Genomic DNA, 20,160 nt, shown 5'->3' on the forward strand with positions numbered 1-20,160 from the left:
ACCATTTGGTTTCACGTCAAATGGAAGTCCAAGGCAAATTCCACCTCTTCAAGAGTTGACAAGAGAAGATCGTCTCCGTGACATGTACGAACAAACACAAATAGTATACCCATCGAACAGCAATCGGCGAGAAGGTACTGAACTTCTAAGCCGTAGTAAATGGACAATAAAAAAAAGCCAGACGTTGATTTCAAATATCAGCGCCCAGCTTCTTGTCGGTTATGAGTGATTTTTCATAAGTATAAATCTATTTTCGACATTTTTCAATATATTTCTGCAAATTCCATTCATGAATTTTTCGACATCAACAGTCTACTCCTGCCATTCAATCCGTTCATCCATCTCATCGACTGTATCCGCCATCTCACGGAACAGCTTGAGGAACGGCAGTCCGAACTTGCGGATCTTCGCTTCGCCGACACCTTTAACCCGCAAGAACTCGGCTTCCGTCGTCGGTCGGAGCGCCGCCATCTCGCGCAGCGTGCTGTCGTTGAATACGATGTATGGAGGAACGTTCTCGCGCAGCGCGATATCGCGGCGCAACAGACGCAGCTGCTCGAATATCGTCTCGTCGATCGCGGCAGCCGTTTGCGGTTTAAGCGAGTGAGCTACCTTCTGGAATACTTGCTGCTGTCCCTTAAGGACTTCAGCAGCTGGAGGCAGCAGGCGAACGAGCGGATACTGCCCTTCACTAAGCGCAAGATATCCATCAGCGATCAGCACGTAGATCAGATCCGCGATCGCTTTCTCTGTTAGATGGCGCATCTCACCATGTGTAGACAAGCTGTCAAACCCGTATTGGATCACCTTCTTGTTCCGCGACCCTTTCAATACTGACGCTACCATCGATACACCAAAGCGTTCTCTCATGCGATAGATGCAAGAAAATATCTTCTGAGCCTCTATCGTAATGTCGATCGATTCCCGTTCGTCCTTGCAGTTGCCGCAGCTGCCGCACGGCTCGCCGCCATGCTCGCCGAAGTAACGCAGCATATACAACTGCAGGCACTCTGGCGTATAGCAATAATCGATCATCGATTGCAGCTTCTTATATTCGTGCGCCTTGCGTTCCGGCAGCGCTTCACTCTGCTCGATGAAGAACTTCTGCGTCTGAATGTCCTGCGCATGGAACAGCAGCACACATTCACTCGTTTCACCATCACGACCCGCGCGTCCCGCTTCTTGTACATAGGCCTCCATATGCTTCGGCATATTGTAATGCAGCACATAGCGCACGTTGGACTTGTCGATCCCCATGCCGAAGGCGTTCGTCGCGACGATGACGCGAATATTATCATACAGGAACGCTTCCTGCATGCTTGCGCGTTCATCGTCCGACAAGCCGGCATGGTAACGCCCGGCCTGGATGCCAGCCTTGACGAGCATCTCATGCAGATCCTCGACCTCGCGTCGCGTTGAGGCGTAGATAACACCGGCTTCATTTAGGCGGTCTCGCACATAGTTCAGCGTAAATTCGCGGCGGTTCTCCCCGCGAAGCACGGTAAATGCGAGATTCTCCCGCTTGAAGCCGGTAATGACAAGCTCCGGCTGCTGCAGCTCGAGCAGCCGGATCATGTCCTCCGTCACTTCCGGCGTAGCCGTCGCCGTGAAGGCGGCCACCAGCGGGCGCTCGCCATACTCCTGCGCCGCCAAGCCTCGGACGAACGGCGCAATCGCGCGATAGCTTGGGCGGAAGTCATGCCCCCACTGCGACACGCAGTGCGCCTCGTCCACTGCGACGAACGCGATGCGCAGCGATTGCGCGCGCTCGCGGAACCAATCGCTCTCTAGCCGCTCTGGGGCTACATACAACAACTTCAGCTGCCCTTGCTCGGCAAGGCGCAGAATGCGCCCCACCTCCTGGGCATCCTGCGTGCTGTTGATGTAGCCCGCTTCAACGCCCAAGCTGTGCAGCGCATCCACTTGGTCCTTCATCAGCGAGATGAGCGGCGAGATCACGAGCGTGAGCCCATGCTGCAGCAGGGCTGGCACCTGATAGCATATCGACTTGCCCCCGCCGGTTGGCATAATGCCGACCGTATCTCTCCGCGCTAATAAATGATCAATGATTCGCGTCTGTCCTTCGCGAAAGTCATCATATCCGTATATTCGTTTCAGCGTCTCACGCGCTGCTGACATCGTTAAAGCCATTCCATCATCTTTCCCTTCTGCCACTCCCGTGACTCCATCCTTCTACTGATTATATCACGATGCGCAACTGATGCGCGGAATGACAGCTAATCGAATGGCTGGCAGCGCAAGCTCAAGCTTCATGACGCGCACACCCGATTACCTTTTAGAGTCGAAGAAAACATATCTCTCCTTAGGCACTCCATCCAGAAACGGCGTCGGCTCTCCCACCGCGTATAGATGGAGCTCATGCATCGCCCGCGTGCAAGCCGTGTAGAAGAGCTTGCGCTCGCTCTCTCTTCCATATCGATCTGCGGAAGCATCGTATATGATGACTGCATCGAATTCCACACCTTTAGCGAGGTAGGACGGAATGACCAAGATGCCCTGTTCATAGGACACAGTCTCCTTATCAATCAAACGCACGGCTATCTGCTGCCGCAACGCTTCATGCGCCGACCGGCTCTCCGCCGCCGTCTTCGTGATGACCGCAATCGAGCGATGCCCCTCCTGCTGCAACTCGCGAATGCGATCAGCAATCTGTACGATCCGTTCGGCTTCATCAGCAGCCCTCGTCAAGGTCGGCTTGCTCCCTTCGCGCTGGAACGGCTCGATCTCCTCGCCGCCAGGCATGAAGCTGCGCGTAAATTCAATGATTGGCCGCGTCGAACGATAGCTTCGCGTCAGCACATACGTTTCCGATTCAGCCGCTTCAAACAGTGCAGGCAGCGCGCTCAATCCGTTCCCCGCATCCGTGTGCGTGAAGATCGCCTGATTCATATCGCCTAACACCGTCATTTTCGCGCGCGGGAACACCTTCTTCAGATAGGCAAACTGGTAAGGCGAATAATCCTGACCTTCATCTATAAATAAATGACGAATATCGCCATTGATCTGGAGCCCTTCGATCTGTCCTTTTAAGTCCAGATATGGTGTCGCGTCCTCGTATGCCAGCTCACGACGATCCAGCCGCTGCACGGTCTGCTCAGCAATGCTCACCCATGACGCAGGCAGCTCAACGCCCAGCGCTTGCGGAGGATTCGCAAACAATTGCCGGTAGATCGCGGGAATATCGACGAATTGCAGCTTCTTAATCATTTGCCGCAGAGGCTTGAACTCTTCTTGTACAATTCTCCGGGCCAACAGATTCCGCTCGGAAGCATAGTCGTCAAATGATTCCTCCGAGTATTTCCCTTTACGCTGCAGCTCTTTATGAGCCCAATCGTACTCTTCATGATCGAGAAGCTCTAGCTCCTCATCTACCCAAGCCTTTCTCATTTCCAATCGAGACAAGGCTTTGAGCTCCTTAAGCAGCCACTCCTTCAGCATCTCAATACGATTCGGGAGCGTGAAGGAGGTATCAAATTGATAGAACTGCTTCCGCATCTGGTCCGCTGTGATGATGGCTGATCCTCGAAACATGATCGGCTTGAACAGCATGCCGTTCTCCCCTAGAGAGTTCGCATATTGACGAATGACAGTCATGAAATCTAACGACGACTTAGCCGTGATAGCAGCCATCCGCACCTCATATCCAGTCTCAGTGAACGCTGTATGCTCATATTCCAATAAGCTGAATGGATCCTCGAGAGTGAAATCATCGCTCAATCTATGCTCCAGATATTCTTGGTACGTCACCTGCTGCATATTTTCTTCTCCAAGCTCTGGCAGCACGGTCGATACGTAATGGTTAAACATCGGATTCGGTGAAAATAAAACGACATGCTCAGCGCTCAGCACACCTCGAAAACGATACAGCAGATAGGCAACACGCTGCAGCGCGGCTGAAGTCTTGCCGCTTCCCGCCGCTCCCTGCACAACGAGCAGCTTGCTGTGCTCATTACGAATGATGCGGTTCTGCTCTCGCTGGATCGTCGCAACAATGCTCTTCATCTGCGCGTCGGCTTGCTTGCCAAGCACCTCCTTCAACAGCTCATCACCGATCGTAACTCCCGTATCGAATAGGCTTCGAATCTGTCCATCACGAATAATGAACTGGCGCTTTAACTCCATTTCCCCGTGAATCGTACCGTTAGGGGTTTCATACTGTGCCTGACCCGGAGGGTAGTCATAGTAAAGGCTTGAAACAGGCGCGCGCCAATCATAGATCAGGAAGCTCATGCCATCTGCGTCAAGCAGGGAAGCAATGCCTAAATAGACTTGCTCCGTCGAGCGCTCGCCTTCTTCTACAAAGTCAATTCGGCCAAAGTACGGAGACTGCTTTAATCGCGTTAACGTCTTCATCTGTTTGTAGACATGTCTATGACCGCGTTCACGTTCAGAGAGCAGCTCCGCTTGCTGTTTGATACTAGCTGCCGTTTCTATCGCTTCATTCTCATCCTCTAAGTTAATCGTCACATCATCCCAGAACTCCTTGCGAATGTCGACAACCTCGTCTTTTAAACTGCCAACTTGTTGCTGCAGGTGATCAATTCGTCCGTCAATCTCCTCAATAACGCAGTCAACACGCTTCTGCTCTTCCTGCCACTGCTGATGCTCTGTACTCATGACACCGCCCCTTATCCTATAAAAATTGCGTACTACAAAACGTTTGACATGTTCATCGAACTGTGGTAAGATATAATTAGGAAAAGACTATCTTGCAACCTTTGGCAGCGGATGAACATTCCTATTTTATCACAAGTTAACCTGAACGACAATGCGAATACGACATATAACACGGAGGCGTTTCGAACGCCTCCGTTTTTGTTGCGATATTAGAGTGTATAAGTTCTCATCTAACTTCATTACTGATAGTAAGCTGAAGGGAATCTGCCATGGCGAAGCTTGGGCAATAATGTTAGGATAGAACTACTTATGAATAGAGAGGATCGAACAAGAACCTATGAACGATAAGCCCTACTCCAAACGAACATCCCGCCACCATTTTCGCAATGGAAGCACTGGAGCTGCAAGCAGCAAGCCCAACGCTTCGACAGCTTCGCGCCGTTCGGATATTACGAAGAAACTAAAGACAAAGGATACTGTGCCCGATAGAACGCCTAAGGCGGTACAACCCAAAGTATATACGGTTAATGAGCCTTCTGAGCTTCTGAGCTTTCTGCTGAATACGATTACGAATCGCGGTCGCAATTCAATCAAGTCCCTGCTCTCACACGGACAAGTATTAGTCAACGATCGCGTTGAAACTGCCTACAATTATCCGCTGCAGTCTGGTCAGACTGTCACGATCCGCAAAGAGAGAGCGGCGGACATCCCCGTGATGTCCGGGCTTCGCATCCTGCATGAAGATGATGATCTTATCGTCATCCATAAGGACGCCGGGTTGCTCTCTATCTCGGGCGCGCAGGATGAGGAATTGACGGCCTACCGTCAGTTGATGACCCATGTGCGGCTCGCTGATCCGAAGAATCGGATCTTTGTCTTGCACCGTCTTGATCGCGATACGTCTGGAGTAATGATGTTTGCCAAGAGCGAACATGTGCAGCAGCAGCTGCAGAACTCTTGGAAAGAGTTCGTCCAGAAACGTCTATACGTCGCCCTCGTAGAAGGTGCAGTGAAGAAGGAGGAAGGAACGATTTCCTCCTGGCTGAAAGAAACGAAGACGCTGAAGATGTATTCCAGCCCGTTTCCGAATGACGGCCAGCATGCTGTTACCCACTATAAGCTGCTGGAGTCCAGCCGCTTCTATTCCTTGTTGGAGGTTGAGCTGGAGACTGGACGCAAGAATCAGATTCGGGTTCACATGTCGGATATCGGACATCCTATCGTCGGCGATAAGAAATACGGCTCTAAGTCGAAGCCTATCGGCCGAATGGGGCTTCACGCCCGAGTTCTCAGCTTCACGCATCCTACAACTGGCAAGCTGATGCACTTTGAAACAGAGATTCCTAAGAAGTTCACGAATCTGATTCATGGTACCTCTAACTAAACTCAATGAACGTACACATATAAAGCGCTGGATAGGCAGATACCGCCCGTCCAGCGCTTTATTATTTGCAACGTATGATGTCGTATTCATCAAACCGTTCGAAGCAAGGAGGTATAGTTCTTCTCCATATCATGGAGCAGTTTGTCTGCAATAAGTTGATGTCCTTGCTCGTTAGGATGAATACCGTCCTCACAGATGAATTGACGGTAATCGTTCGTGCTGAGGAAGGCACCTCTCACATCGATCCACTTCACCTTCATCTCTTGCGCAACCTGCATTATCGCGGAATTGTAACGCTCATGCCACCAATAGATACGGTTGACAGTACCCAGCCATGAAAGTATATTTCGCTCGGAGGCCTCGTCATTTTTACTTATCCACTTGAAATATTTATCCGCATCCAGCGGCGGGAGTGTCATGAGTACTGGAACAATCCCTTCTTCCCTAACCTTCTGAACCATCTCTTGCAGGGTTGATATGAATTGATTCAATGTCGTATTAGGCGTGTATTCGCCTTCAGGATTCTGTGCGATCGCGTCCCAGTTGAAGTCGCAATCGTTGCCGCCGAATTCCAGAACGACGATGTCCGGCCGCTTGTTCAGCACATCGCGTTCCAGTGTCGCTTGTCCCTTCGTGATGACCGAGCCGAATCTGCCCGCATTATGAATAATGCCCTTGACCCGCTGCTGTACGAGCTGCGCAAAGCTATTTTTGAGAACCGAATATTTCCCTTTATCTTGATCATATATGACGCCCTTGGCGATAGAATCTCCGAACAATACGATGTTATAGCAATCCTTCTTATCCATCACTCAACCTCCTATAGAATACGACAAAGCTCGTATGTAGTTTTTATTACTACTTGTTAAGTTAACTATATTATATCACGAGTTTTCGACATGTAAATATTGAAGTTTAATGTTATTTTGCTGTTGTATCGGTATCTATATTCATTGTAAGATAGGTGTGAAAGGGAGGGCTAACATTGGATCAGCCAGTAAACCCATTTTTGAAGCTAATTATGGAGCAGACCGACATCGAGACGTCTGATATTCCAAAGATTGATTTATATATGGACCAGGTGATCACGTTATTTGAGAATGCATTGGGTTCGGGTAAGCGCAATCTGGAAGACAAGCTTCTGACCAAGACGATGATCAACAACTATACGAAGGATAAGATTCTCTTACCCGCCAAGAATAAGAAGTACACACCTGAGCATATTGTTCAGATGGCGCTTATTTATCATCTGAAGCAATCGCTGTCGATTGGCGATATTAAGAACCTGTTTCAAGAGAAGCTGCATCAGCAGGATGTAGACATCTGGAACGTTTACGAGGAATTTCTTGAGTGGAAGAAGGCACAGTCACAGGCCATCGAGACGCAGATCGAAACGCTGCTCGATACGAATGTAACGGAGCTTAATCAGAACGAGCATACGCTGCTCACGATTCTGTTGCTCATTCATCAAGCGAATACGTACAAGCGGTTGGCTGAGAAGATGATTGATCAACTAACCTAAACGCAATCCGGCAGTTGAAACGTCACCTACGTGCGTCTCGGCTGTCGGATTGTCTATTTTTACCACAAGTTTTATAATAGATAAAACAGATATGTTCTCATATTTCTCCATGCGCGTGACGCATCACTACATAGGGAGTTATGCTTGATGGACAAGAAATCGTTCTTGAACGAAAGTCATGTAAAGGCCGCTGAGCAAGCTATCGATTATATGAAGAAACATCTCGACGAAGAAGTTACTTCTGAACAGCTCGCAGCACATGTTGGATACAGCCCCTATCATTTTTCAAGAATATTCAAGCAAGTCACGGGCATATCCCCGCGCCAATATCTGGCCGCTCTCCGCATGGAGTCCGGGAAGTCCGTACTGTTAAGAGAGCCCTCGCTATTAATGAAGCTTCTGCTGTCCATCGGCTTCCGGAGCGCAGGTTCATTCCATACTCGCTTCAAGCAATATGTTGGACTCTCGCCTAAGAAGTTTCAAACGACCTCTTTCTCATTAGTCCAGCATATGAACCAATATGAGCATCTGAAGCTTGCCTTTGATGAGCCTATCCATTCTCATCTCCCCATCATTCATTGTCGGATCGAGGCGCCGCCGTCATTTAGCGGCATCATATTTGTCGGGCTGTTTCCACGTCCGATTCCGGATCAGAAGCCTATCGTCGGCACTGCGATCAACTTGAGAGAGCGAACGTGTCAGCTCAGGAATATCCCGCCAGGAACTTATTATGTTCTTGCTGCCGGTATTCCGTGGAGCTTGAACCCGAAGGACTACTTCACGCTCGACAAGTCGCTGCGCGGCATATACGAATCTGCTCTTCAAGTGGACAATGACACTGATCTCCAGATCAAAATTACGTTAAGAGAGCCTCTTTCTACCGATCCTCCGATCGTAGTAAATTTACCACTGCTCTTATCTGAGAAGTTAAGCCGTAAACGAGCAAAGTAGAAGAATTTATTTCCAACATTGCCGTTTATAATGAATACATAAGTAAAATAGGAGGTTATACCTAATGCCGAATCTATGCGTAATATCCATTAATGTGCCTGACATGGAGGCTGCTCTGCAATTCTACTGTGAGAAGCTGGGCTTCGAAGTCTCAAGAGTATATGACGAGTGCATCATCAGCCTGAAGCATGAAGGAATTCCGATTATATTAAATAAGGTGGAGCGTGCATCTACCACACAATATCCGATCGAAGCACAGGTTGTCATGGGAATCCAAACGCTTAATCTACACAACACGCTCGCTGAATATAAGGAGCTGGGCATTGAGATTATTTACGACACCCCTCTCGAGTGTCCTCCTGGAGTATATTCCGCTATTCGAGATCCTTTCGGAAACGTCATAGAGATACTAGAATTCAAATAATTGCGCAATCAGCCGATATGCCTCCGCCGAGGATATCGGCTTTTTTTATCTGTAAAATTGGTTTGATAAATAATAGGTAATTTTTCCTTTACATAAGAACCGGGACTATATAGAATTAGGCGTAATGCACCATTAAGAACATCACAAAGCCTACCCATTCGTCACAGCACTTTTTGATTCATACACGTATAATTAACGTTATTAAATTGTTGATCATATTGAACAGCATACATATGCTAGGGAGCTGCAGCACATGAACCTGAAAGCGCTATTGGCTACGTCTTTCTTATCGATTCCGAAACAGTTGAAAGAAGAATTCAGCCACGAATTATTCAAGAAGAATGTATGGATCGGTCAGTTTCTGCTGCCGCTTATCGCGTTGTATGAGCTTTATAATATTCTATACCTTGTGTTTGTTAGAACCGACCGCATTAACAGATTCCCTGGCAATGCCTATCTAACACTGTACGTGCTGTTATTGACCATAAGCATCATCTTCTTGATCGCTGCTCATTCCATAAGCAAGCGTAACATAACCAGCAGCCCATTCATCAGAAGCCTAACGGTTATCTATGTTTCATTTCTAGCTTTATGGGGGACAAGCATTACACTGCTTGATTTAAGGAATGCGGAAAGTGTTCACGTTTACCTTATTATTACGATTTCAATCGCTGCCACCATCTATATGAGACCACGGTCCGCCATACTATTATTTTCGATAAATCAAGCTATTCTATGGACCTTCTTTGAAACGTTTCAGCAAGTTGAAACGGACAACTCTGGCAACTATATCAATACAACTCTTGGTGTCCTTATCGCGATATCGGTCTCTATATCTCGTTATTACAATATGACTGTAGAATTCAATAATAGGCAGATCATTATTAAACAGAACAATAAGCTGGATAGGTTGAATCAGGAGCTTCAAAAATTAGCCGTAACAGACCCGCTGTCCGACTTGTATAATCGTAGATTTCTAGATGCTGCATTACTAAAAGAGTGGGAGAAATGCAGATCCGACTGTTCGCCGATCACTGTGCTCATGATTGATATCGATAATTTCAAAACATTTAATGATTATTACGGGCATAAAGCAGGCGATGTCTGTATCGAGCAAGTAGCTGATGTGATGTTAAAATGTACGGAAGGTTTATCTGCATGTTCATTTCGCTATGGCGGCGAAGAATTTACGATACTGCTGACTGAGCTCAATTCAGAGCAGGCATATCAGGTCGCTGAACTGATTCGCACAGAAATCCATCAATTGAAGATCATGAATCAGACTATGACACCTTCTGCATATGTAACGATAAGTACCGGCATGTATCATGGCATTCCGGCAAGCGATCTGGAGCCTGATGATCTGCTTAAGATGGCGGATGCCGCCCTCTATGAGGCTAAAGCTCGCGGCAAGAATCAGGTGGTCATGTATGATGAAGAAGAAATAACCATGCAGAACAGATGTAAAGAAATGATAGCTGCCACCACATAGTTAAAAATGAAGTTCTCGAAGGAGCCGACATGAATATTCGATTAGCGCATACCTATGATATTCCTTCAATTAAGGAGCTCTATCTTGAGCTGATAGCAGATATGGCGGAGCTTCAACCGAGCTATTTAAGCCCTGCGGCACAGGACGATGCGTTTATTGCCAATATGATTATTGCGGAAAATGCATCCTTTCTATTATTAGAAGATTCGGAGCGCATCATCGGCTTCACCCTTGTGCAGGAGCTTGACACGCCGAGTCATGATTCGGCCATGTACCAGCGTTATGCTTATCTGACCGATCTCGTTATTACGAATAATTATCGCAGTCTAGGTCTAGGCGCTCACCTGCTTGAAGCCGCGAAGCAATGGGCTAAGCGACGCAATCTAGACTATATCGAGTTAGACGTGCTGTCGGAGAATACCCCGGCGATTCAGCTATACGAAAAACACAGCTTTACAGAAACGATGCGAACCATGCGCTGCTCATTAAATACTTGACGGTGTTCCCTATGAAGAGTACCCTTTTTTGAGAGATAAAAGATAGCACATATATGATACTAGGAGTGAATATTGTGAGTTGTTTAGGTAATATTATCTGGTTTATCTGTGGTGGACTATTTAACTCTTTAGGCTGGCTATTTATCGGCTGCTTATGGAGCATTACGATCATCGGGCTTCCTATCGGCATGCAATGCTTTAAGTTGGCAAAGCTTCAGCTTGCCCCCTTCGGCAAAGAAATCGTGACGGTCAACGATAGCACCGGCAGCCTTCTTCTCAACATATTATGGCTTATATTCGGCGGCTTGGTGCTCGCGTTCGCTAACTTGGTCAGCGCCTTAGTATTGACGATCACGATTATCGGTTTCCCATTCGCACTGCAATCATTGAAGCTTGCTAAACTATCCCTAATGCCTTTCGGCAAGGAAGTAAGATAGAATCGAGTACATTACACTTACACCACCTTATTCAGCAATCCGCTGTAATGGGGTGGTTTTTAATATGTCCGCAATAAACAATAAAGGCCGCAAGCGATAAGCCCACGACCTTTACTATTTCTATATGATTAACTATTTTGCAACAAGTGCAAAGCACCGTTCTCTGCTCTGCCTGATCGTCAGATTAACCAAAGAATAGATCGAGAATATTGCTGCCTGTAGATGATTTTTTGTTATAAAATTCGGAGTAGCCGCAATTTCTGCAAGACACAACTACAAACTGATTATGTTGAATATCAAACATCTTCGACAATCCCGTCCCTGTCATCGCCACTTCTTTCTGATCCGCATCCGGGCAGCCGCATTTAATACAACCTGGTCTGTTCATCACCAATCACTCCTACGTTGATTTATAATCTTGTATACGATTATATAGTCATATCGTTCCATAATATTGGATCAATGTTACAGCTTATTGCAACAATTATGAGACGCAGGGTCAGCCGAAGCTTAAAGTTTAGCCAGCAATATTGTCCCTTTTGAGCAACTTTTGACTACTCTCCCCTACGCTCAGGCTGTGTCAACTCCTGCTCTCATTCGTATCCCCAGGTTCTCTCACTGGCTATATATCTCTCCACAGAGCATCTCGCTACTCTCCCACTCGCTCAGTCTGTGTCTACTCCTGCTCTCATTCGTATCCCCAGGTTCTCTCACTGGCTATATATCCCTCCACAGAGCATCTCGCTATTCTCCCACTCGCTCAGGCTGTGTCAACTCCTGCTCTCATTCGTATCGTTGGTTCCTCTCACTGGTTATATGTCCCTCCACAGAGCATCTGGCTGCTCTCCCACTCCCTCAGGCTGTGTCTACTTCTACTCTCATTCGTATCGCTAGTTTCTCTCGCTGGCTATATACCTCTCCACAGAGCATCTCGCTACTCTCCCACTCACTCAGGCTGTATCTACTTCTACTCTCATTCGTATCGCTAGATTCTCTCACTGGTTATATGTCCCTCCACAGAGCAACTCGCTATTCTCCCACTCGCTCAGGTCCAGCGCAGCAGTTATCATAAACAGAAAAATATATTCCACAACTGAACTTACGGGATAATAGTCAGACACCCTCTAGTACATATCTCCACATACCATGAGCTTCTTCGTTTATCCTTACCATAGGCTGCTTTGAGCGTGAGCATTCATGTTCCTGAATCATTGGGATAATAGTCAGACGCCCTTTAGGACATATCTCCACATACCATGGGCTTCTTCGTTTATCTTTACCATAGGCTGCTTTGAGCGTGTTCATTCATGTTCCTGAATCATTGGGATAATGGTCAGACGCTCTCTAGGACATATCTCCCTATGCCATGAGTTTCTTTTCATTTATCCTTACCATAGGCTGCTTCGATCGTGTTCATTCATGTTCCTGAATCATTGGGATAATGGTCAGACGCTCTCTAGGACATATCTCCACATACCATGAGCTTCTTCGTTTATCCTTGCCATAGGCTTATTCGAGCGTGTTCATTCATGTTCCTGACTCATTGGGATAATGGTCAGAAGCTCTCTAGGACAAACATTAGCAATGCAGCACTAACTTATCTCAACTACTACGGAAAAAATTCGTATAAATCATTCTCTCTACTTACACTAGCAAGATTTCGTTATATGTTATATCTTGGCGAAATGCCAATACCAATGCCATAACCATACCTTAGCTTCGAGAAGGGAGTGACGCTATTTTGAAGAAGAATGGGTTTCAATTTAGCATACCAGAGAGAGGTCAAGCTTCATAACAGCATGCTGTCCTCTCGAATGGTGAAGGGAGGAAGATGAGCCATGATGAATTTATTAACGATGGTCACGGGATTATCCAACGACACAATCGCACTAAACCTGATCCAGCATTGGAACCATGACGATGGTACCCTGCGCTTCTGGCGCGCTAGTACGAACTTTGTGTATGTATTTGAACAGCAGCAGCAAAGGTACTTTCTAAGGTTCTCGTCCGAGCAAGACAACTCGCTGGAGCAGATTCAAGCTGAACTAGATTATATGCTGCATCTAGATAAACGTGGCTATCCGTGCGTCAAGCCAATTAGCTCCATCAATGGGAAATGGATTGAAACAGTCCGCACAGAGGTCGGAACCTATTTCGGTGTCGTATTCAGCCAAGCCCATGGCAGACCGTTGGAGGCTGCGACTATCACAGTTGAACAGGCAACCCTATGGGGAGCATCGCTCGCTTCACAGCATGCCATGTCTCAAACGTATGAGCCATCCTGCATAAGACGCAGAAGCGTGGATGACGTCCTGGAAGCCATGCAACATATTCTGCTTCAACACCCTTCTGAACAGGAAGCGATGCGTGAATTAGAAGACTTGCGTGATTCGCTGCACTTATTGTCGGTGTCAAAGGAATGTTATGGGCTCATTCATTATGATTTTGAGCTCGATAATGTACTATGGAATGAGCAGTCATGCCGATATGAAGTAATCGACTTCGACGATTCGATGTATCATTGGTTCGGGATGGATATTGTATCCGCGATTCGCGATCTAACAGATCTGACAGAAGCCGGTGATCAAGCTGCTCGGGAGAAGATCGATTATTTTCTAGAGGGATATCGTTCTGTATTGCCGTTGCTGGAAGAGACCCTGCAGCAGTTTCCTCTATTTCAGAGATTCGAAGCGTTGTACGGATTCACTAGACTGTTACGGGCGTTAGAGAATAGCAACATCAAAGTTGACGCGGCACCCGAATGGTATGGAGGATTGAAGACTAAGCTAGAGCATTACCGTGATACGACTCGACTTAGTTTTAGCTAATAAACGTGAAGTAACGAAAGAAACTGTCCTGTATGATGCTATCCACCATCATAAGCAGGGCAGTTTTTTATGTTCAGCTGCACTCACAGACCATTGACAATCATTACCTAAAGCTTTATGATCTATTTTAACAAACATCTAATTAGACATTTATTAAATCACTTCCAAGGAGTGAATACCACACATGCAAATGGATAAGGTTGTCGCATACCACAAGGCAATGGCGGATCCGACACGAATCAAGATGCTCATTCTGCTGGCTGACGGAGAATTAAACGGTCAAGTGTTAGCGGAGAAGCTCTGCGTAACCCCAGCAACGATAACGCATCATGCCGCAAAATTACGCACTGCGAGCTTGATCAACGAACGCAGAGATAAGAACACGATCTACTTTTCACTGAACCATTATTTCATAAAGAATAGCGCGAACGGGGCACTAAATCTGATTTACAAGCATAGCAAAGGAGATCATGAGCTTATGGATGATATGAACGAACGATTAAGACAATCGGTAATCAAGAACTTCTATACGACAGATGGGAAGCTCAAGAATGTGCCTAGTCAGTTGAAGAAGAAGCTGATCATACTAGAGCACATGGTATCTCAACTGGAAATGGGCAGAACGTATACCGAGAAGCAAGTTAATGAGTTCATCAAGCAGTATCACGCGGACTTCGCGACCATACGCAGAGAATTCATCATGCATCAGTTCATGTTCCGTGAGAAAGAAGTATACGAGTTGAACCCACGGAAAATGTGGGCGCGATGGGAGACGTTGACATGAGTAACGACATCGTGCACATCACGGAAGAAGAGCTGGACTACACGATCATATTCAAAGAAATCGCAGCTAAGGGAAAAGCTTATATCGCAATAGCCAAGTGTGCAAGTAAAGATCGAGACTACGTCATAGACCAAGCAGTACGCGACTTACGATTGGCTGGCGCGAACAGCATCTATCTGACGATTAAAGATGAACACATCGAGCCAAGCTCCGACTTGATCAGCACGATAGATTATTCGTTCCGATATGACAGCGATATGGATGTATTGTGCAAGGATCTATCTAAAGAGGAAGTCATCCCTCGCTCCACATGCGGCATTTCAATCGAGGAGTTAACGGACCATAATAAGGAGCGGTATATAGAGTTGGATAATGAATGCTTCTTTCATGTCCCGAATTCGGCAACATCTGACGATCAAGATACAGCCAGGATGATGAGCGATTCTCGAATTCACGCAGGTCTCCTTATGTTTAACGGAAAGCCTGTCGGAATAGTCGAAATCTCCTATGAAGATCGTGAAGCTGTGCTCTGCTCAATTGGAATCACTACTCCATTCCGCGGCAAAGGATTAGGCACTGCAGCATTAGAATATGTATTGGCTTCTGTACAATCAGCTGGATATAATAAGCTAAGCCTAACTGTTTCTTCAGCTAATCCTGCAGCCTACCGACTCTACCTCAAATTCGGATTCCATAAGACCCATACGATCTCCAAATGGTACCGGTTAGAGCCATGAGTCTCTGCTTCATCATGTCGGCCTGCAGCAGCAAACAAACATAAGGGACTATCCGTTTAGCATTGCTAATAGGATAGCCCCTCTCCAATAATCATGGCTCGTCTCGCAAGAATAACGACACAGCTCCTAACACACCCGCCTTGTTGCCAAGTGATGCTCTACGCAGTTTCACATCCCTAAAGCTCTCCATAACAAGCAACTTCATTCTCGCTTCGATCATGCGCACAAGCTCTTCCCGCTCCATTACACCGCCGCCAACAACGATAGCCGACGGATTGAAGATATGAACAAGTGAAGCTAGGCCAATAGCTACCTCATCCATCCACCCATCCAGAACATGCTGCAGCAGCTCGTCACCCTGGTCAATTTTACGGAATAGAACTCTTCCATTTACACATTCGGGATCTACTTGCGCGGCTTGCTGCACCAAAGCAGTTGTTGACGCAAAAGCTTCATAGTAAGGCTTCCTGCCTGTAGTTGTACGATCCGTCATTGGATGAGTAAAGATATGACCAAATTCAGCCGCAACGCCATTGGCACCTTTGTATATTTTCCGATCAATAACGATGGCACCGCCGATCCCGGTCCCAAACGTTAGACATAAGAAATCGTCGAATGCTTGAGCCGCGCCAAAGTGCGCTTCCCCTAATGCAGCTGCGTTCACATCATTTTCTACCTTAACGGGCTTATTGAATCTCATCTCAACGATTTCTTTAATCTTCATTCCCGTATATCCGGGTATATTCTCGTTCGCGTAAACTATGTAACCTTCCTCTGCGTTTACCTGCCCCGCGGTGCTGATCGCAATCGCATCGTAGTCTTGATAAGCCGCAATCTGCCCCAGCAGCTTCTCGATAACACGCAGCCCACCCTTGTGGCTCTCCGTCTCATACTCTGAGAACTGCTCAATGTTCCCTCGTTCGTCACAGATGCAGATCTTCGTGTTCGTTCCGCCGATATCAACAGCTACCCATTTCATAATCTCATTTCTCCTCTCCTCATCATGAGAGATAAGTCGCAGCTTATTGAATAGCCTGTATGAATCTCTTCGTAATCTCCATCGGTCTTGTAATGGCCGACCCTACAACGGCTGAATGTGCACCCAGCTCAAACATCTTCTTCAATTGTTCTGGAGTAGAAATTCCTCCTTCTGCGATAAAAGGAACGGAAAGGGTGCGAACTATTTTCTCTGCCATTTCATAATCAGGTAGGACTTTCCCTTTAGTAGCAGCTGTATATCCGCTTAAGGTTGTACCTACACAATCAAACCCAAGCTCGACTGCATGAGCCGCTTCTTCGTAAGTGGAGCAGTCCGCCATAAATAATTGATCCTTATACTTCTGCCTCAATATAGGAAATAGCTCGGTTATCGTAGATCCGTCCGGCCTAATTCGATCTGTAGCATCCATGGCGATGATATCAACGCCTTCGCGATACAGCGCATCGACTTCCTTAGCAGTTGGCGTAATAAACACATCGCAGTCACCATACACCTGCTTGATGATTCCGATAATCGGCAAATCAACTTGCTTCTTAATCTCTTGAATATCTTCAACGCTGTTCGCTCGTATACCTGCCGCTCCGCCCAGCTTAGCTGCGTAAGCCATTCTTCCCATGATGAACGGGCTATGCAATGGTTCCTCAGGCAACGCTTGACAGGAAACTATCAATTTTCCCTCTATCTTTTTCAACACTTGATTTCCTATTGTCATATATTCGCATCTCCGCTATGTGATTATTTTTATTCCTTTACTGCACCTGCTGCAATGCCATGTGGATAGTACGCCTACATGGGCATTGAATCCTTCTTTATAAAAATGAATAAAAAATATTTCCTCCATTAAATCTTGCCATGTTGCAGACTACTAGCAATTCCAATCAATTATTAAACCATCGCTTAATTAAATTATATGCAAGCGTTATCAAAATGCAATCCAAAATAGAAATATTCTTTATTTTATTCTGTAAAAGTGGAAAATACATTCACACAAATATAGATATACATCTAATAAAATGATTGACACTTATCTAATATAATGTTTTACTTACATCTAGAAAGGTGGTTAGATGTTCATGGAACAAAGCTTAGCAAAAGGAAAATCATACAAGGATCTATTATCACAGCGCCAATACTTAAAGATGATCGGCGCTAATGTAGTGAATCGTTTTGGGGACTCTCTCGATATGATTGCTTTCTCCTTAATGGTGTTTCAGATTACGGGCTCCGCATCTTGGGTTGCGCTCGTGTTTGGCATCAATGCTCTGCCGACCATATTGTTTCAGCCTTTCGCCGGTGCTATTGTTGAAGGCTTGAACAAAAAGTATACGATGGTAATCTGCGATATCGGCCGAGGCATCGTAGTCGGATTAACTGCCCTGATGCTCATGCTGAGCATTCTTAGCCCTTGGATGCTGCTATTGCTAACCTTCATCAACTCCACACTAGAATCCTTTCGCATCCCTGCTGGTCTCGCTGTGGTTCCCAAGATTCTGGACAAAGAATGCTACACACATGGATTATCCCTCAACTCAACCTTGAGCAAGACCATTGAGATCGTAGGTTTAGCCGCTGCTGGAGCCATAATTGGCTTGTTCGGAATTGGAACTGCGATCCTGATCGACGCCATCACCTTCTTCCTATCTGCGATCATCATTCTATTTATTCGTACACCTGCAGAAGAACGAAAGCCTATTAGCCTAGATATGAAATCGTACCTGAATACATTAGCTGACGGATTTGCTTACTTGAAACAAGCGCGAGTCGTATTCGCCATATGTCTGCTCGGCGGTCTCATTAATCTTGCTCTCATTCCCATTAGCTCGATGTCTGCTCCTTACACCACGGGTGTGCTCGGACTTAGTTCTATCGGAATGTCCGTTGGAGGCATAGGAACAACTGCAGGATTTGGTATAGGAGCTTTCCTATATCCATTCCTGAAGAAGCGTTATTCTGGACGCACTCTATTCATCTTTGGCGGAGCAATGGTCGGACTTTGCTATTTGTTATGGGTAGTCATCCCCTACATTAATCAGCATGAAATGATCACCTATGTGCTGCTCGCATTATCGATGTTCTTGTTTGGTTTATTTGCGTCCTTTATCTTATCTGTCATTCAAGTGTCCTTCATGCAGCATATCGAAGAGGCTTATATCTCTAGGGTCGGCGCTATTTTTAATGCTATAGCCAACTCGACTGCTCCGTTAGGTTCCTTGCTAGTGGCAGGCTCCATGCTATTCCTGTCTTTGCCTCAGCTGTTTGCTGTCATAGGCATTTTTACAATTGCCCTGTTTATTGGTATGCTTTCTATTAAAGTATTAAGGCAGTTGTAAAGGAGCTAGCGTATGAAGATTACTGTGCTGCAGCAACCCAATGCATTAGTTGAATGTGTTGAACTGCTCTTTCGATATACGAATCATGATGAACATCGGAAGCTTAAAGAAAGCTTTGTTCACAAATACAAACTGGACGAAACGGATCTACACGAGCCATTTGCACACATTATTGCACTTGGAGAGCATGTTTATCACAATCTGAATGCTCCCCAAGAACGAATTGACTATTTCTTCACAGAGAAAGGCCAGTCGAAATGGACAATAGCTCATCTGCTCCTCATGAATAGGCACCACTTGAATGTGCTCGATTCTGAAGAACAGATCAAACAGATCCGATCGCTAACCAAACAAGATGTGTTGTCGCAATACGCAAATTCCCTGGTTGAGACTATAACAGGAGTCGTCGGCAGCACCTCACTTCCTGAGATCAACAGTGAAGCGGACCTGTTCCATGTAATCGAATCCTTAGAGCTTGAAGCACAAGACAAATGGCTCTGCATGCTTGTCTATCAGAATTACGAACGCTATCTCGAAGAGCTGCTAGCAATTCTAGAGCAAGCGATTATTCTATACGAGCATCAGCTGCCTGCGCTGCAGCTGATGCTGTCAGAATTCTATACCACTTACAATGAGATCGCTCAGCGCAACCCGGAAAGCCTGCTGCAGGAATCCTTTCATATCAAGCTGGGGCCCATTCAACATCTATATGTAATCCCGTATATTATGGGCTGCAATATGCTTACAAGTACGAATCCGGAAGGTCAAGACGCATCTGATACGGATTACCTATTCTTAGGCGTGCTGTTTGAGCAGCTCGCTGCGTCCGTTGAACATGTGGTAAGCGACGAGAAGCTCTGCAAGATGCTGAAAGTATTAAGCGATACGAGCAAATTTGCGATACTCAAGTCGATTCGCAACGACCCGGCCTATGGACAGGAGCTGGCAGAGCGCCTTAATCTGACCACCGCCACCATATCTCATCATATGAATTCGTTGATCAACAGCGGCTTTATTACAATCGAGAAACAAGCGAACCGTGTCTACTATCAGATGGACAAACATCGAGTGAAACAGTTTATTGAACAACTGCAAATAAGCTTGTTGGACCCTAATTAATCGGGCAAAAGTTTATT

The 20,160-nt window shown here is 46.3% G+C and carries 18 protein-coding genes; 12 read left to right on the forward strand and 6 right to left on the reverse strand.

Annotated features, from left to right (window positions below; translation table 11 throughout):
* Positions 1-312: 312 nt before the first annotated feature.
* The gene (gene recQ / locus AC3WTP_RS05620) at positions 313-2,151 is read right to left on the reverse strand and encodes a DNA helicase RecQ (RefSeq protein WP_492393669.1); all 1,839 of its coding nucleotides are present in this window, start codon (positions 2,149-2,151) and stop codon (positions 313-315) included.
* A 138-nt stretch (positions 2,152-2,289) separates the two neighbouring features.
* Positions 2,290-4,638, reverse strand: a complete 2,349-nt coding sequence (gene helD, locus AC3WTP_RS05625; RefSeq protein ID WP_492393601.1) for an RNA polymerase recycling motor HelD — start codon at positions 4,636-4,638, stop codon at positions 2,290-2,292.
* Between the two features lie 337 nt (positions 4,639-4,975).
* Here helD and AC3WTP_RS05630 point away from each other — a divergent pair, with 337 nt between their 5' ends.
* A complete protein-coding gene (locus AC3WTP_RS05630) occupies positions 4,976-6,022 on the forward strand; it encodes an RluA family pseudouridine synthase (RefSeq protein WP_492393602.1) in 1,047 nt (348 codons plus the stop codon).
* Between the two features lie 89 nt (positions 6,023-6,111).
* On the opposite strand, the gene AC3WTP_RS05635 is transcribed toward AC3WTP_RS05630, so the two are convergent.
* Positions 6,112-6,831, reverse strand: coding sequence for an SGNH/GDSL hydrolase family protein (locus AC3WTP_RS05635; RefSeq protein ID WP_492393603.1), 720 nt, complete (start codon positions 6,829-6,831; stop codon positions 6,112-6,114).
* A 176-nt stretch (positions 6,832-7,007) separates the two neighbouring features.
* Between AC3WTP_RS05635 and AC3WTP_RS05640 the strand changes: the two genes are divergently transcribed.
* The 6 genes from AC3WTP_RS05640 (at position 7,008) to AC3WTP_RS05665 (ending at position 11,345) form a co-directional block, all read left to right on the forward strand.
* Entirely contained in the window at positions 7,008-7,544 is a 537-nt protein-coding gene (locus AC3WTP_RS05640) for a DUF1836 domain-containing protein (protein WP_492393604.1), read from the forward strand.
* Between the two features lie 147 nt (positions 7,545-7,691).
* Complete coding sequence (locus tag AC3WTP_RS05645; protein ID WP_492393605.1) at positions 7,692-8,495, forward strand: AraC family transcriptional regulator; 804 nt, start codon at positions 7,692-7,694, stop codon at positions 8,493-8,495.
* 64 nt (positions 8,496-8,559) lie between these two features.
* Positions 8,560-8,919 (forward strand): VOC family protein, encoded by a 360-nt coding sequence (locus AC3WTP_RS05650; protein ID WP_492393606.1) that lies wholly within the window; start codon positions 8,560-8,562, stop codon positions 8,917-8,919.
* 253 nt (positions 8,920-9,172) lie between these two features.
* Positions 9,173-10,411, forward strand: a complete 1,239-nt coding sequence (locus AC3WTP_RS05655; RefSeq protein ID WP_492393607.1) for a GGDEF domain-containing protein — start codon at positions 9,173-9,175, stop codon at positions 10,409-10,411.
* Between the two features lie 29 nt (positions 10,412-10,440).
* A complete protein-coding gene (locus AC3WTP_RS05660; protein WP_492393608.1) occupies positions 10,441-10,908 on the forward strand; it encodes a GNAT family N-acetyltransferase in 468 nt (155 codons plus the stop codon).
* 74 nt (positions 10,909-10,982) lie between these two features.
* On the forward strand, positions 10,983-11,345 hold the full coding sequence (locus AC3WTP_RS05665) for a YccF domain-containing protein (RefSeq protein WP_492393609.1): 363 nt from the start codon (positions 10,983-10,985) through the stop codon (positions 11,343-11,345).
* Positions 11,346-11,529: 184 nt separating this feature from the next.
* Here AC3WTP_RS05665 and AC3WTP_RS05670 read toward each other — a convergent pair whose 3' ends face one another.
* Complete coding sequence (locus AC3WTP_RS05670; RefSeq protein WP_458567131.1) at positions 11,530-11,733, reverse strand: zinc ribbon domain-containing protein; 204 nt, start codon at positions 11,731-11,733, stop codon at positions 11,530-11,532.
* Positions 11,734-13,183: 1,450 nt separating this feature from the next.
* Between AC3WTP_RS05670 and AC3WTP_RS05675 the strand changes: the two genes are divergently transcribed.
* From AC3WTP_RS05675 to AC3WTP_RS05685, 3 genes are all read left to right on the forward strand, one after another.
* Positions 13,184-14,173 (forward strand): phosphotransferase enzyme family protein, encoded by a 990-nt coding sequence (locus tag AC3WTP_RS05675; protein WP_492393610.1) that lies wholly within the window; start codon positions 13,184-13,186, stop codon positions 14,171-14,173.
* 184 nt (positions 14,174-14,357) lie between these two features.
* Entirely contained in the window at positions 14,358-14,957 is a 600-nt protein-coding gene (locus tag AC3WTP_RS05680) for a DUF2087 domain-containing protein (RefSeq protein WP_492393611.1), read from the forward strand.
* Positions 14,954-15,694: a GNAT family N-acetyltransferase gene (locus AC3WTP_RS05685; protein WP_492393612.1), complete on the forward strand. Its 741-nt coding sequence runs from the start codon at positions 14,954-14,956 to the stop codon at positions 15,692-15,694. The genes AC3WTP_RS05680 and AC3WTP_RS05685 overlap by 4 nt, the downstream gene beginning before the upstream one ends.
* A gap of 91 nt (positions 15,695-15,785) precedes the next feature.
* On the opposite strand, the gene AC3WTP_RS05690 is transcribed toward AC3WTP_RS05685, so the two are convergent.
* Together AC3WTP_RS05690 and AC3WTP_RS05695 are read right to left on the reverse strand one after the other, a co-directional pair.
* Positions 15,786-16,673 carry an ROK family protein gene (locus tag AC3WTP_RS05690; RefSeq protein WP_492393613.1) on the reverse strand — a complete coding sequence of 296 codons (888 nt, stop codon included), beginning with the start codon at positions 16,671-16,673 and terminating at the stop codon, positions 15,786-15,788.
* A gap of 43 nt (positions 16,674-16,716) precedes the next feature.
* Positions 16,717-17,406 (reverse strand): N-acetylmannosamine-6-phosphate 2-epimerase, encoded by a 690-nt coding sequence (locus AC3WTP_RS05695; RefSeq protein WP_492393614.1) that lies wholly within the window; start codon positions 17,404-17,406, stop codon positions 16,717-16,719.
* A gap of 361 nt (positions 17,407-17,767) precedes the next feature.
* Here AC3WTP_RS05695 and AC3WTP_RS05700 point away from each other — a divergent pair, with 361 nt between their 5' ends.
* Together AC3WTP_RS05700 and AC3WTP_RS05705 are read left to right on the forward strand one after the other, a co-directional pair.
* Positions 17,768-19,024, forward strand: a complete 1,257-nt coding sequence (locus AC3WTP_RS05700) for an MFS transporter (protein WP_492393615.1) — start codon at positions 17,768-17,770, stop codon at positions 19,022-19,024.
* Between the two features lie 12 nt (positions 19,025-19,036).
* On the forward strand, positions 19,037-20,143 hold the full coding sequence (locus tag AC3WTP_RS05705; RefSeq protein WP_492393616.1) for an ArsR/SmtB family transcription factor: 1,107 nt from the start codon (positions 19,037-19,039) through the stop codon (positions 20,141-20,143).
* Positions 20,144-20,160 lie beyond the last annotated feature (17 nt).

The sequence above is a fragment of the Paenibacillus sp. EB106-04-04-XG159 genome, from assembly GCF_058791835.1.